The sequence below is a fragment of the Enterococcus sp. 9D6_DIV0238 genome (genome assembly GCF_002174455.2).
In the GTDB taxonomy this organism is placed as follows: Bacteria; Bacillota; Bacilli; order Lactobacillales; family Enterococcaceae; genus Enterococcus_L; species Enterococcus_L dunnyi.
In genome coordinates this window covers 298,082-311,355 of record NZ_CP147246.1, presented here as the reverse complement: position 1 = coordinate 311,355, position 13,274 = coordinate 298,082, and the positions used below count along the sequence as shown (strand labels likewise).

Genomic DNA, 13,274 nt, shown 5'->3' with positions numbered 1-13,274 from the left:
TAAAGGTGGTCTACTTCAACATCTTTTTTAGTTATAAACACAACGAATCGTACTACTTTTATGGATACTTCCGATAGACATACCGTTGATGTTCACTTTTTTTTCGAGTATGAATATATCTTTTCTCATCCCATAACATAAACCATATAATAAAGAGAGGGCTAACGATAAGTAAAGCTAAACGCAACCCTAATGTTCCTAAGAAAATACCAATAATCAATACAACAAATAATAACCCGCCACGACGAATAGCTTTCATTCTTAATCACCTCATAATTTTTTGTCGAACAAATGTTTGTATAGTTATTATACGAATGTTTGTTCGGTTTGTAAAGAGATAAATGCAAAAAAAGTTCTTCTTTTTTTATAAAAGAAGAACTTTTTTGATTCGTGACGTAAAAAGATAAGCTGTACATGATTTTTAAGTGAAGAATAGAATAGAGAAAAACATAAAGCCAGCACCCAACATAACGAACAGATGCCAAACAACATGCATAAATCGTACACTCTTTAAACTATAAAATGCTGCTCCTAGCGTATATGAAACACCGCCGGCAACCAATAATGCAGTTCCTGTGAATCCTAAAGAATCATATAGTGGTTTAGCTGCGGTTAAACAAAGCCAACCCATGATAATATAAATCACTGTAGAAATATTTTTGACGGTCTCTTGCTTGTGTAGTGTAAGAGACTTATAAACGACACCGCTGATTGCCATCAACCAAATCAGTACGAACAATAACCAGCCCAGCCAACCTTTGACGCTTAATAAGCAAAAGGGGGTATAACTACCTGCGATCAGTAAGAAAATCGAGCTATGATCGAAAACCTGAAAGACTTTTTTTGCTCGCGTAAAAATTAGACTATGGAACAATGTCGATGACAGGAACAATAAAATCAAAGTTGATCCATAGATTGCATAGGAGACAACATGAACTGCGGAGCCAAGACGTGCCCCTTTGACGAGTAAAATCACAAGTCCAGCAATACTTAAGCCGGCACCGATGCCATGAGTCACTGCGTTGAGGACTTCATTTAAAATCATGTATTTTCTGGAGAATTTTGCTTTTTCCAAGAAATCAACTTCCTTCATTTTAATTTGGTGAAAAATACTTCTTTGTCTGTTATACTATAAACAGACATTCAAGCCTCAAAAGTATTTTACCACGAATTGGGGTTGTTTTTAAAGGAAGAGTGATAAAATTATGACAAATGTTAAAGTTGTGACGGATTCTTCTTGTACGATGTTGAAAAGTGTACGAGATGAACTAGACATTCAAATGATGCCTTTATCTGTAATGATCGATGGTGTTGTATACGCTGATGATGATCATTTGGAAGGTGAACACTTCATGGAACTGATGGCTTCAGCTAAATCTTTGCCTAAAACAAGCCAACCGCCAATTGGTGAATTTGTTGAGCTTTATGATCGTCTAGGGGCTGACGGCAGTGAAATAATTTCCATACACATGACTAAAGGACTAAGTGGTACAGTTGAAGCTGCGCGACAAGCCAGCAATCTAAGTACCAGTAAAGTGACAGTTATCGATAGTGATTTTACCGATCAAGGCTTGTCATTCCAAGTGATCCAAGCTGCAAAACTTGCTAAAAATGGCGCAAGCCTTCCTGAGATATTAGCTGAGATCAATCATGTCAAAGAAAATACCAAACTATTTATCGGCATTTCTACATTAGATAACTTGGTTAAAGGTGGTCGTATCAGTCGGGCAACAGGGCTTTTGTCGAATATTTTCAATATGAAAGTGGTCATGGACTTTGAACATACAGAATTGATTCCAGTGGCTAAAGGTCGAGGAATAAAAACCTTCAACAAATGGTTTGATGAACTTAAAAATGAATTAAGTCAATTATCCAATGTACGCCAAATTGGTATTTCACATGCTGATGGTTTAGAGTTAGCGAATGGGTTCAAAGAAGGTTTACAAGCTTTGTTCCCTGATATGGATATTCCTGTGCTGCATACTAACCCTGTTATCGCGACACATACAGGTAAAGGTGCTTTTGCCATCATGTATTATACAGACTAGCAATAAAACACTTAGCTTTAGTTTGATTTAGAATTATTTAAGATGTAAGACGAGCAATTTTTTGAGCTGTACCATTTCAGAAAATTTGTGACTGAGGAATAACTGGACAAGTTATCGCTCAGTCACTTTTTTCTAGTTTTCTGATGAAAGTGATATAAAAGCATAGAAAATCAGTCTGATTTTGTGTATCATAGCGATTAATAGTAAGTTTAAATGACCGTTTGGAGGTAGCAATCCTACCTCATTTGATTTATGTAAAGGAAGGGATAGAATGAACTATTTTTTTCAAAAAAACTGGCGAAGCTTTGCAATTTTCTTTGCCACGATCATCAGCGTTTTCTTGCTCCTGATGATCACAATCCCTAAAGCGAAACCGATTTTAGGAACTGGTGACCAAAAAACAGAAAAAAGAGCGACAAAAGAAGTGATACATTATGCGGCAATAGGTGATTCATTAACTGAAGGGATCGGCGATTTAACTAACTCTGGCGGTTTTGTTCCGTTAGTTGCCAACGATTTACAAGAAGAATATCATTTGAATGGTGTTCAAACAGATAATTTTGGTAAAAATGGCGACCGCAGCGACCAAATTCTTAAAAGAATCAAGAAAAAAGAAGATATCCAGACAGGATTAGCTTCTGCCGATTTGATTTCTTTAACAGTTGGCGGAAATGATTTGATGAAAGTCATTAAAGGAGACGTTTTTCGTCTAACACAAGATTCTTTCAAAAAACCGCTCAAAAAATATCAGAGCCAAGTGGAACAGTTACTTGCTGAGATCCGTAAATACAATCCAGAGGCGCCTATTTATGTAGTGGGCATTTATAATCCATTTTATCTCTATTTTCCTGAAATCACTGAGATGCAAGATATCGTAGATAATTGGAATGAGGGAACTAAAGAAATCGTTGAAGCTGAAGGGAATTCTTATTTTATTCCAATCAATGATTTATTATATAAAGGCGTTGACGACCAGGTTGGGATCGTTAGTGCTGATCAGACTACCTCGTCAAGTGAAAATCGTGATATCAAAAACAATGCTCTTTATGAAGAAGATCGATTCCATCCAAATAATTTGGGTTATCAACTTATGGCAAGTGCGATTCGTGATGAAATGGTCAAAACAAATAATAAGTGGCTAGAAAAAGGAAGTGAGTGAACAAGATGAACAATGAACAAGAGACTTCTAAAAAGGAAAAAGACGCTAAGCAGAGAAAACAAAAGAAAGACGTGCAAACGCCAATGAATCGTTGGAAGATCGCTTTTCTTATTTTAGTTGGTACTATTATTGCAAGTTTAGCTTTTATTTTTGTAAGAATCACTCAAGTTCGTGAGCCTAATTATAAACCGGTTCCTGAACTGGTTGCTAAAGAGGGAACACCTGTAATTGCTATTCAATCAAATAAAAAACAGGTCAATGCATTGATCGATTTTTTCCTTAGTGATTTTCAAAAGGATTCTGACATTAACTATAAATTTTATTTAGAAAACGAAGCTATGTTGAACGGAACTTTTGAAGTTTTAGGCTATCCAATTGAATTCAACCTTTATTTCGATCCATTTGTGATGAATGATGGCAATGTTCAACTAAAGGCTAAAAGTTTATCAATTGGAACGCTAGGTTTACCAATAAAAGAGATCTTGAAGTTTGTTCAGCGAGATTATAAGCTACCAAGTTGGGTAGAGGTAAATCCGGATGACAGTACTATTTTGCTGCGTTTAGATCAGTTTAGAATGCAAAACGGCCTGTTTATTCGAGCAGAAAAAATCAATTTAGTGGACGATGATATTCGAATGAACATCTATCTACCAAAAGATACTTCAAGTAAGGAGGATTAATTATGAGTGAAAAAGCAATATTTGCTGGAGGTTGTTTTTGGTGCATGATTCAGCCGTTCGATACCCAACCTGGCATTCTTTCGGTTACCTCTGGGTATACAGGAGGACATGTGCCTAATCCCACTTACGAGCAAGTCTTGAGTCATACTACTGGGCATACTGAAGCTGTCGAGATTGAATTTGATCCCGAAATCATGTCATATGAACGATTAGTAGAAATATACTGGCAGCAAACAGATCCTACCGATGCTCTTGGTCAATTCGAAGATCGCGGGGACAATTATCGACCAGTGATTTTTTACACAACAGATGAGCAAAAGGAAATTGCGATACAAAGCAGAAAAGCATTAGCAGAAAGTGGACGCTTTGATGATCCTATAGTTACAAAGATCCAACCGGCTGTCACTTTTTATCCTGCCGAAGACTATCATCAAGATTTTTATCAAAAAGATCCTGAACGCTACGAAGATGCTCACGCAAATCGAGCAAATTTTATAAAAGAAAATTGGTGAATCAATGAGAAGAAGTTTCTACCATTACTTAATGACTTTACGAGCTCCTAAAAAAACTGCAGAAAGTCAATTTGCCAATGACGCTGCAAAAGACATTCAATTCCCAAAACAATCTGAAGATTATCATGAAATATCCAGTTACTTGGAAATGAATGTAGATTATATAAGCAATATGCTCATTTTTGATGAGTTGTGGGAAAAATACTTAGAAAACAACAAATAAAAAGCGGGGAAGACTTTTCCTTGCTTTTTTTTCATGTTACACTGGAATGCATGCAGTATAAATTAGCAGGAAGGGGAGAACGCTATGAAAGAGAAACGACAAGTGCCTTATTATCAGTACATAATTTCAATTTTATGTGTCGCGTTTCTTGTTGGAAGTGGTAGTTATATTTATTTTGATCACCAATATAAAAAACAACTTGCTGATCGTCCAATGCAAAGCAGTGAGCTAAAAAAAGTTGACGCTCTTTACAACGAAATTGTCACAAATTACGTTGGAAAGGTCGATGAAGAAAAGCTAGTAGATGGTGCACTAAAAGGAATGACAGAAGCGTTAGATGATCCATATTCCAGCTATTTAAATGAACCCGAAGCAGATGAACTGGATCAAAGTCTTTCAGGAAGTTTTGAGGGAATTGGTGCAACCATGACCATGACCGATGAACTACCTACTGTGGCACAAGCACCGATCGACGGATCTCCAGCTGCAAAGGCAGGAATCAAAGCAAACGATCAAATCATCAAAGTGGATGATGAGGAAACGAAAGGAAAAACACTCACTGAAGTTGTAAGTAAAATACGAGGAAAAAAAGGGACAGAAGTCCGCTTAACCATCACTCGTGGTTCTGAAACTTTTGAGCTAAAATTAAAACGAGATACAATCCCAATCGAAACTGTTAAGGGAGAACCCGATGCCAAAGATAAAACGATCGGCAGCATCAAAATTTCTTCCTTTGGTGAAAATACATACCAAGAGTTGAAAGATACGATCATCTCATTAAGAAAAGACGGGGCAACCTCCTTCGTGATCGATTTACGTCAAAACCCTGGGGGCTTATTGGATCAGGTGGAACAGATGGCCAGTATGTTCTTAGAAGATGGTCAAACTATCGTGAAATTTGAAGATAAGCAGGGAAATACAAGTGAAGATACGGCTTCTTCTGAATTAGATGACGGGTTTAAAGTAAAAGAGCCAACTGTTGTTTTGGTGGACGAAGGCAGTGCGAGCGCTTCTGAAATTTTCGCAGCGGCTCTAAAAGAATCTGGAAATAAAAAAATCATTGGGATGAAAACCTTCGGCAAAGGCACTGTCCAATCAGTGAAGAATTTGAACGATAAAAGTGAGATCAAATTGACTGTGATGAAGTGGTTGACGCCTAAAGGTGAGTGGATTCATGAAAAAGGATTAGAGCCAACGATCAAAGCAGATTACCCTGACTATGCCTATCTAGCTCCGATTTCTAGAGACAAAACGTTGAAAATAGGCGATTCTTCTTCTGTTGTCAAAAATCTCAATGCTTTATTAAAAGCTTTGGGATATGAAGTAAATGCCGAAAGCAGTGATTTTTCTGAAGAAACGAAAAATGCTGTAGCTGCTGTTCAAACTGAGAACAGTCTTCCAGTTACTGGTGAAGTAGATAACGAAACTGCAGATCATATCGAAAAAGAAGTAGCGAAAAAAATTGTTGAAAATGATCAAGCCTATGATTTGGGCATCAAAGAATTACAGGAAGAACGAAACAAAAATTAAAAATGATGGTGTGAACTGGGGTGATTCATTAAACGATATTTTACCTTTTTCACACCTTTACTTTATTTTGCAAAAGGATTCATTTTTTTTCTATAAAAATAGTCGCTTTTTCTAATGTTCTTCCTTTATAATAAGATAGACGAAAGGATGGGGAAGATGGATCAAAAGAAAAATTATGTTGGTTACTTTATTTCTTTCATGAAATTACTCATTCCTTCTGTTGTCTTAGTTTTTATTTTGAGAGGTTTTTTCTTGATTCCTGTTCCGGTTGACGGAAGTTCAATGGCCAAAACACTGAATCAAGGGGATATGATCGTGATGGAGAAGTTCACTTCGATCAAGCGGTTTGATGTAGTTGTGTTTAAATTACCGAATGGATCGATTTATATTAAACGGATCATCGGGCTGCCGGGGGATGCAATTCGCTATGAGAACGATCAGCTTTATGTTAATGAAACTCCGATAGAAGAACCCTTCCTAGAAAAAAATCTGAAAAAAGATCATGAAACGGTTCCTTACACGACCAATTTCGATTTGAGCGATCTGATTGCAGAAAAGGTGCTGCCTGAAGATCACTACTTTGTACTAGGTGATAACCGTCGGATGTCAAAGGATAGCCGTTCTTTCGGAGCAGTCGAAAGTAAGTATATTTTAGGCAAAGCTCAATTTGTGTACTACCCATTTTCACACATGAAATTTATACCAAGATAGGTGATAAAATGACAATACAGTGGTTCCCAGGACATATGGCAAAAGCCAGAAGAGAAGTATCAGAGAAAATCAAATACGTAGATATCGTATTTGAACTGATTGATGCGAGGTTGCCGCTTTCATCCCGCAATCCAATGATGGATCAAATCGTTCAACAAAAACCTCGATTGATCTTATTGAATAAGGGAGATTTGGCAGATAAGGAGCAGAATCAAAAATGGCAACAATATTTTCAAGAAAAAGGTTACCATACCCTGATTATCAATGCTCAGCAGAATAAAGGAGTCAATAAAATCGTTCCGGAAGCCAAAAAGGCTCTGAAAGAGAAAATCGAACGTGAAAGAGCAAAAGGACTGAAGCCTCGCGCGATCCGTGCCATGTGCATTGGGATTCCTAATGTCGGGAAATCAACACTGATGAATCGATTAGTCGGGAAAAAAATAGCACAAACAGGCAACAAGCCAGGAGTTACCAAAGGACAACAATGGCTGCGTTCAGGAACGGAGCTAGAACTTTTAGATACGCCGGGTATTTTGTGGCCTAAATTTGAAGATCAGGAAATTGGAAAAAAATTGGCATTGACGGGAGCAATCAAGGATCAACTTCTTCATTTAGATGATTTAGCCATTTATGGTTTGTCGTTTTTTTCTCGTTTTTATCCTGAGCGTTTGATTGAACGATACCGTCTAACTGAAGAAGAAACTTTTTTACCACCTGCGGAGCTTTTGATGCTGATCAGTCAAAAACGTGGGTACCGTGATGATTACGATCGAGCAAGTGAAATGATCATCCAGGAGATCCGAAGCAGTAAATTGGGACCTTATACATTAGATCGTTGGGAAGAATTAGGAGCTATAAATGATGAAAGCTGAATCGATTCAACAAATAAAAATGGCTTTAGCTGAAATTGATAGAAGAGATGACGAACGAATTGAGCACTGGCAGCAAGATGAGCGCAGCGGAGTACAACAAGCTCTCAAGCAATGGGAACGCAGAATTCAACGACATGAAAAGGACATAGCGCTTTTAGATGAGATGCAAGTGTTTGAAAGGAATGCCCGCGCACAAGGACATCGTTTGATCGTAGGAATCGACGAGGTTGGTCGAGGTCCTTTGGCTGGACCAGTTGTTGCAGCAGCGGTTATTTTACCAGAAAAATTTCAATTGCTTGGTGTTAATGATTCTAAAAAGTTATCTGCTAAAAAAAGAGATGAGCTTTATGATCAAATTCAAAATCAAGCTATTTCTATCGGTATTGGCATGGTTGATCACAATAAAATCGATGAAATCAATATCTATCAGGCATCTAAACTTGCAATGGGAATCGCATTAGAAGATCTATGCTTCATTCCTGATTATTTGTTGATAGATGCAATGACTTTGGATGTCAAGATTCCTCAAGAAAATATCATAAAAGGAGATGCACGTTCTGTTTCGATTGCAGCTGCAAGTATTGTAGCAAAAGTTATTCGTGATCGATTGATGGAGGACTATGCTAAAATGTATCCCGGTTATGGTTTTGAAAAAAATGCTGGTTATGGAACAAAAGAGCATTTACAAGGGATCAAGGAGCTGGGAATTTGTAAAATTCATAGAAAGACCTTTGCTCCAATAAAAGATTTTTGCTAAAAAATAAAAAAGACCTTTTTTTGCGGATACTTACTATAACAAGTATACACAAAGGAAGGTTTTTTTTATGAATGAAGAACAACGGGCACTATTTTTTAAACTTTCGGTATGTAAAGGCATAGGCAATCTAGGAATGCTAAAAGTATTAGATTTTTCAATGAATTATAATAATATAGCTGATTTCTCCAAAGAAGAGATTATTCACATAGCTGAAATCCGAACCTATCAGAAGATTTTTTTACACTCTTGGGAGTATTGGACTAGAGAAAATAAGAGCCTAAGATCTTTTCAAGAACATCATAGTTTTATTACAATTTTAGATGATGACTATCCAACATATCTGAAGCAAATCTACAATTGTCCAGTTTTATTATTTTACCAAGGAAATATTGCTCTTTTAAAGAATCCTTGTTTATCTTTTGTTGGCGCTAGATCTTCTTCTGTTTATGGAATAAATGTCGTTAGGCAATTAGTACCTAAAATGATTGAACATGGGCTGACGATCGTCAGTGGATTAGCTAAGGGAATAGATAGTGTAAGCCATCAAGTAGCAATGCATCATTCAGGTCAAACGATCGGTGTAATCGGAACGGGACTAGACTATTGCTACCCAAAAGAAACAGCTCATGTTCAACGCAAAATGATGGCAGAACAGCTAGTGATCAGTGAGTATCCTAACGGAACAAAGCCAAGAAAATACCATTTTCCAATGAGAAACCGGATCATCGCAGGCATCAGTTTAGGTACATGTGTGATCGAGGCCGGTAAAAAAAGTGGCTCTTTAATTACTGCACAAGCAGCATTAGAATACGGAAGAGAAGTATTTGCAGTTCCAGGAAATTCACTAGATTTGCGTTCTGATGGCTGTCATACACTGATTCAAGAAGGTGCAAAGTGTACGATTTGCCCTCAAGATATCCTTGAAGAAATCCAAAATTTTTCAATTTAATACTATCAATCCTTGACAAACCTGTGATGAATAGATATGATGAAGTACGATTTGTGAGTTCTCTACATTTTGATATATATAATAGAAGAAACACAAAAACCGAAAGGAGCCACACGTTGAATGGCGTATAAATATCTAGTTATTGTAGAATCCCCAGCTAAAGCCAAAACGATTGAAAAATATTTAGGAAAAAATTATAAGGTAGTTGCCAGTGTTGGACACATTCGTGATTTACCAAAAAGTAAAATGGGTATCGATATTGAAAATAATTATGAACCGCACTATATCTCGATCAGAGGTAAAGGCGATGTAATCAAAAGTTTAAAAGCAGCTGCTAAAAAAGCTGATAAAGTCTATCTCGCAGCCGATCCGGACCGAGAAGGAGAGGCAATTGCCTGGCATTTATCTTACCTTCTCGGCCTTGATCTGAAAGATAAAAACCGAGTTGTCTTCAATGAAATTACAAAAGAAGCAGTCAAAGCTGCGTTCAAAGAACCTCGAACGATCGATCTAGATTTAGTAGATGCGCAACAAGCTCGTAGAATTTTAGACCGTCTTGTTGGCTATTCACTTAGCCCCATTCTATGGCGTAAAGTCAAAAAAGGCTTAAGTGCCGGCCGTGTTCAGTCTGTTGCATTGAAGATTATTATTGATCGTGAAAATGATATTCGTAAATTTATTCCAGAAGAATACTGGAGTATTGATGGAAATTTCCAAAAAGCAAAGAAAAAATTCAAAGCGAATTTTTGGGGTGTGGATGGAAAGAAGAAAAAATTACCTAATGCTGAAGCAGTCAAAGAAGTGACCACTAGAATTACGGGAAAAGATTATGATGTTACCAAAGTTGAGAAAAAAGAACGTAAACGTAATCCAGCATTACCTTTTACCACGAGTAGCCTACAACAAGAAGCAGCTAGAAAATTGAATTTTAGAACGAGAAAAACAATGATGGTTGCCCAACAGCTATATGAGGGAATTGCTTTAGGAAAACAGGGAACAGTTGGTTTGATCACTTATATGCGTACCGACTCAACCAGAATCGCGGATTCAGCGAAAGAAGAAGCTGCAGAATATATCGAAAAAAATTACGGCAGTGAATTTTCAGCACACGGCGGGCGTAAAGCGAAAAATTCACAAGGGGCGCAAGATGCCCATGAGGCTGTCCGACCATCAAGTGTATTGCGCTCACCAAATGAAATCAAGCAATACTTAGATAAAGACCAACTTAAATTGTATACATTGATTTGGTCCCGATTCGTTGCAAGTCAAATGACACCAGCAGTGCTGGATACAATGAAAGTAACCCTTGAGCAAAATGGCGTGATTTTCATTGCAAACGGTGCAAAAGTAAAATTCAAAGGGTTCATGCAAGTTTATGTTGAAGGTAGAGATGACGGAAAAGAAGACAAAGAAAATATTCTTCCTGATTTAGTTGAAGGAGATAAAGTCAAGGCTGTTGATATCGAACCAAAACAACATTTCACTCAACCTCCAGCACGATTCAGTGAAGCAACATTGATCCGCGCATTGGAAGAAAACGGAGTGGGACGTCCATCAACGTATGCACCAACTTTGGAAACTATTCAAAGACGTTATTATGTTAAATTAACGAATAAACGTTTTGAGCCAACAGAACTTGGTGAAATCGTTAATTCTCTGATCGTGGAATTCTTCCCGCAAATCGTTGATGTCCATTTTACTGCATCAATGGAAGGGGATTTGGATAAAATCGGCGTTGGACAGGAAAAATGGGTGGAAGTTGTGGATCGCTTCTACCAACCATTTGAAAAAGAATTGACCAACGCAGAAGAGAAAATCGAAAAAATTCAAATCAAAGATGAGCCAGCTGGTTTTGACTGCGATCTTTGCGGACACCCAATGGTCATCAAACTCGGACGCTACGGAAAATTTTATGCATGCAGTAATTTCCCGGAATGTCGAAACACTAAAGCCATCGTTAAAGAAATCGGTGTAACATGTCCAGTTTGTAATGAAGGCCAAGTTATTGAACGTAAATCTAAGAAAAACCGATTGTTCTATGGATGCAGCCGTTATCCAGAATGTGACTTTACTTCTTGGGATAAACCAATTGGACGTCCATGTCCAAAATGTGGTCAGTATCTTGTTGAAAAGAAAGTCAAAGGCGGAAAACAAGTTGTCTGTATCAATGGTGATTACGAAGAAAATGTTCAAAAATAGCTATCTTGACTACAAATAAAATAATCAATTATACAGAAGCAATTACTTTTTTAAAGTCAATTGTTTCTGTATCTATATAAAAGAAAAGAGGATCTAAATGACTACTACTTCTGTAACAGTTATTGGCGCCGGTCTAGCTGGCAGTGAAGCTGCTTGGCAAGTTGCCAAAGCGGGTGTGCCAGTTACTCTATATGAAATGCGACCAGTAAAAAAGACACCAGCTCACCAGACTGAAAATTTTGCTGAGTTAGTTTGCTCTAATTCCTTAAGAGGAAATAATTTAACGAATGCAGTAGGGGTTTTAAAAGAAGAGATGCGCCGTTTAGACTCAATTATAATCAATAGCGCTGATTTAACGGCAGTTCCCGCAGGAGGAGCTTTGGCGGTCGATCGAGATACCTTCTCTCAGGAAATCACAGATCGGATCAAAAATCATCCGTTAATTACTGTAAAAAATGAAGAAATCACTGCATTACCAGAAGGAATCGTTATTGTAGCAACAGGACCTTTGACCTCAGAAGCTTTGGCAGAACAAATCAAAGAATTCAATGGCTCAGATGGTTTCTATTTTTATGATGCAGCTGCACCGATCGTTGATAAAGCAACGATCAATATGGATAAAGTTTACCTGAAATCACGTTATGATAAAGGAGAAGCAGCTTATCTAAACTGTCCGATGACAGAGGAAGAATTCACTGCTTTTTATGAAGCATTAGTTTCTGCCGAAGTCGTTCCGTTAAAAACATTCGAAAAAGAAAAATTCTTTGAAGGATGTATGCCGATCGAAGTAATGGCTAAACGTGGAATCAAAACAATGCTATTTGGACCACTAAAACCTGTAGGACTTGAAGATCCTAAGACAGGAAAACGTCCGTATGCGGTGATTCAATTGCGTCAAGACAATGCAGCAGCGTCTTTATACAATTTAGTTGGATTTCAAACTCATTTAAAATGGGGAGAGCAAAAACGTGTTTTCCAAATGATTCCTGGGTTAGAAAATGCTGAGTTTGTGCGATATGGTGTGATGCATCGAAACAGTTTCATGAATTCACCAGAGCTTTTAAAACCAACCTATCAATCTCAAAAGAGAGAGAACCTGTTTTTTGCAGGTCAAATGACTGGTGTTGAAGGATATGTTGAGAGTGCGGCTAGTGGTTTATTGGCAGGTATCAATGCAGCGCGTTTAGCTAAAGGGGAAGAGCCTATTGTCTTCCCAAGAGAAACGACACTTGGCAGTATGGCCTATTACATCACTCATGCAGAAGGCAAACATTTCCAACCAATGAATGCCAATTTCGGTCTCTTTCCTGAGATGCCTGAACGAATTCGTGATAAAAAAGAGCGTTATGAAGCAATTGCCAATAGAGCATTAACAAAATTGGCTGAGACAAAACAAGAATTTGATCTTGTCGATTAGTAACTAAAAACTAAGGTATTTAGGATGGAAACATTCTGTACCTTAGCTTTTTTTGTCTGCCTTTTGACTTGTCACAGATTAGATTTCCCTTATAAAACACGAGTTATTTATCTTCAAATATGAATAAATTGTTACTAAATTTGAAAATATTAATTAAATTCTGACAATTCATTTGTTTTTTCAAAATGGTTATGCTAAAGTTACCTTGTAATTTGAT

General features: G+C 37.4%; 14 protein-coding genes. 12 read left to right on the top strand and 2 right to left on the bottom strand.

Annotated elements, in window-relative coordinates; translation table 11 throughout:
* Positions 1 to 58: 58 nt before the first annotated feature.
* Both A5889_RS01450 and trhA read right to left on the bottom strand, forming a co-directional pair.
* On the bottom strand, positions 59 to 259 hold the full coding sequence (locus tag A5889_RS01450) for a hypothetical protein (RefSeq protein WP_087640104.1): 201 nt from the start codon (positions 257 to 259) through the stop codon (positions 59 to 61).
* 162 nt (positions 260 to 421) lie between these two features.
* Complete coding sequence (gene trhA, locus A5889_RS01445) at positions 422 to 1,075, bottom strand: PAQR family membrane homeostasis protein TrhA (RefSeq protein WP_176372775.1); 654 nt, start codon at positions 1,073 to 1,075, stop codon at positions 422 to 424.
* 130 nt (positions 1,076 to 1,205) lie between these two features.
* On the opposite strand from trhA, the gene A5889_RS01440 reads away from it, so the two are divergent.
* From A5889_RS01440 to trmFO, 12 genes are all read left to right on the top strand, one after another.
* A complete protein-coding gene (locus tag A5889_RS01440; protein WP_087640102.1) occupies positions 1,206 to 2,048 on the top strand; it encodes a DegV family protein in 843 nt (280 codons plus the stop codon).
* Between the two features lie 271 nt (positions 2,049 to 2,319).
* The gene (locus A5889_RS01435; RefSeq protein ID WP_087640101.1) at positions 2,320 to 3,207 is read left to right on the top strand and encodes an SGNH/GDSL hydrolase family protein; all 888 of its coding nucleotides are present in this window, start codon (positions 2,320 to 2,322) and stop codon (positions 3,205 to 3,207) included.
* Positions 3,208 to 3,290: 83 nt separating this feature from the next.
* The gene (locus A5889_RS01430) at positions 3,291 to 3,887 is read left to right on the top strand and encodes a YpmS family protein (protein WP_087640424.1); all 597 of its coding nucleotides are present in this window, start codon (positions 3,291 to 3,293) and stop codon (positions 3,885 to 3,887) included.
* Between the two features lie 2 nt (positions 3,888 to 3,889).
* On the top strand, positions 3,890 to 4,399 hold the full coding sequence (msrA, locus tag A5889_RS01425; protein ID WP_087640100.1) for a peptide-methionine (S)-S-oxide reductase MsrA: 510 nt from the start codon (positions 3,890 to 3,892) through the stop codon (positions 4,397 to 4,399).
* Positions 4,400 to 4,403: 4 nt separating this feature from the next.
* The gene (locus A5889_RS01420) at positions 4,404 to 4,622 is read left to right on the top strand and encodes a YozE family protein (RefSeq protein WP_087640099.1); all 219 of its coding nucleotides are present in this window, start codon (positions 4,404 to 4,406) and stop codon (positions 4,620 to 4,622) included.
* A gap of 84 nt (positions 4,623 to 4,706) precedes the next feature.
* Positions 4,707 to 6,152: a S41 family peptidase gene (locus tag A5889_RS01415; RefSeq protein ID WP_087640098.1), complete on the top strand. Its 1,446-nt coding sequence runs from the start codon at positions 4,707 to 4,709 to the stop codon at positions 6,150 to 6,152.
* Between the two features lie 156 nt (positions 6,153 to 6,308).
* Entirely contained in the window at positions 6,309 to 6,863 is a 555-nt protein-coding gene (gene lepB, locus A5889_RS01410; protein ID WP_087640097.1) for a signal peptidase I, read from the top strand.
* Positions 6,864 to 6,871: 8 nt separating this feature from the next.
* A complete protein-coding gene (gene ylqF, locus A5889_RS01405) occupies positions 6,872 to 7,735 on the top strand; it encodes a ribosome biogenesis GTPase YlqF (RefSeq protein ID WP_087640096.1) in 864 nt (287 codons plus the stop codon).
* Complete coding sequence (locus tag A5889_RS01400) at positions 7,725 to 8,492, top strand: ribonuclease HII (RefSeq protein WP_087640095.1); 768 nt, start codon at positions 7,725 to 7,727, stop codon at positions 8,490 to 8,492. The genes ylqF and A5889_RS01400 overlap by 11 nt, the downstream gene beginning before the upstream one ends.
* 67 nt (positions 8,493 to 8,559) lie before the next feature.
* On the top strand, positions 8,560 to 9,441 hold the full coding sequence (gene dprA, locus A5889_RS01395; protein WP_087640094.1) for a DNA-processing protein DprA: 882 nt from the start codon (positions 8,560 to 8,562) through the stop codon (positions 9,439 to 9,441).
* Between the two features lie 120 nt (positions 9,442 to 9,561).
* The gene (gene topA, locus A5889_RS01390) at positions 9,562 to 11,640 is read left to right on the top strand and encodes a type I DNA topoisomerase (RefSeq protein ID WP_087640093.1); all 2,079 of its coding nucleotides are present in this window, start codon (positions 9,562 to 9,564) and stop codon (positions 11,638 to 11,640) included.
* Positions 11,641 to 11,737: 97 nt separating this feature from the next.
* Complete coding sequence (trmFO, locus tag A5889_RS01385; RefSeq protein ID WP_087640092.1) at positions 11,738 to 13,057, top strand: FADH(2)-oxidizing methylenetetrahydrofolate--tRNA-(uracil(54)-C(5))-methyltransferase TrmFO; 1,320 nt, start codon at positions 11,738 to 11,740, stop codon at positions 13,055 to 13,057.
* The last annotated feature ends 217 nt before the right edge of the window (positions 13,058 to 13,274 follow it).

Coding starts and splice junctions, on each gene's coding strand:
- A5889_RS01450 (WP_087640104.1), bottom strand. CDS start 259: ATGAAAGCTATTCGTCGTGGCGGGTTATTATTTGTTGTATTGATTATT.
- A5889_RS01440 (WP_087640102.1), top strand. CDS start 1,206: ATGACAAATGTTAAAGTTGTGACGGATTCTTCTTGTACGATGTTGAAA.
- A5889_RS01435 (WP_087640101.1), top strand. CDS start 2,320: ATGAACTATTTTTTTCAAAAAAACTGGCGAAGCTTTGCAATTTTCTTT.
- A5889_RS01430 (WP_087640424.1), top strand. CDS start 3,291: ATGAATCGTTGGAAGATCGCTTTTCTTATTTTAGTTGGTACTATTATT.
- msrA (WP_087640100.1), top strand. CDS start 3,890: ATGAGTGAAAAAGCAATATTTGCTGGAGGTTGTTTTTGGTGCATGATT.
- A5889_RS01420 (WP_087640099.1), top strand. CDS start 4,404: ATGAGAAGAAGTTTCTACCATTACTTAATGACTTTACGAGCTCCTAAA.
- A5889_RS01415 (WP_087640098.1), top strand. CDS start 4,707: ATGAAAGAGAAACGACAAGTGCCTTATTATCAGTACATAATTTCAATT.
- lepB (WP_087640097.1), top strand. CDS start 6,309: ATGGATCAAAAGAAAAATTATGTTGGTTACTTTATTTCTTTCATGAAA.
- ylqF (WP_087640096.1), top strand. CDS start 6,872: ATGACAATACAGTGGTTCCCAGGACATATGGCAAAAGCCAGAAGAGAA.
- A5889_RS01400 (WP_087640095.1), top strand. CDS start 7,725: ATGAAAGCTGAATCGATTCAACAAATAAAAATGGCTTTAGCTGAAATT.
- dprA (WP_087640094.1), top strand. CDS start 8,560: ATGAATGAAGAACAACGGGCACTATTTTTTAAACTTTCGGTATGTAAA.
- topA (WP_087640093.1), top strand. CDS start 9,562: ATGGCGTATAAATATCTAGTTATTGTAGAATCCCCAGCTAAAGCCAAA.
- trmFO (WP_087640092.1), top strand. CDS start 11,738: ATGACTACTACTTCTGTAACAGTTATTGGCGCCGGTCTAGCTGGCAGT.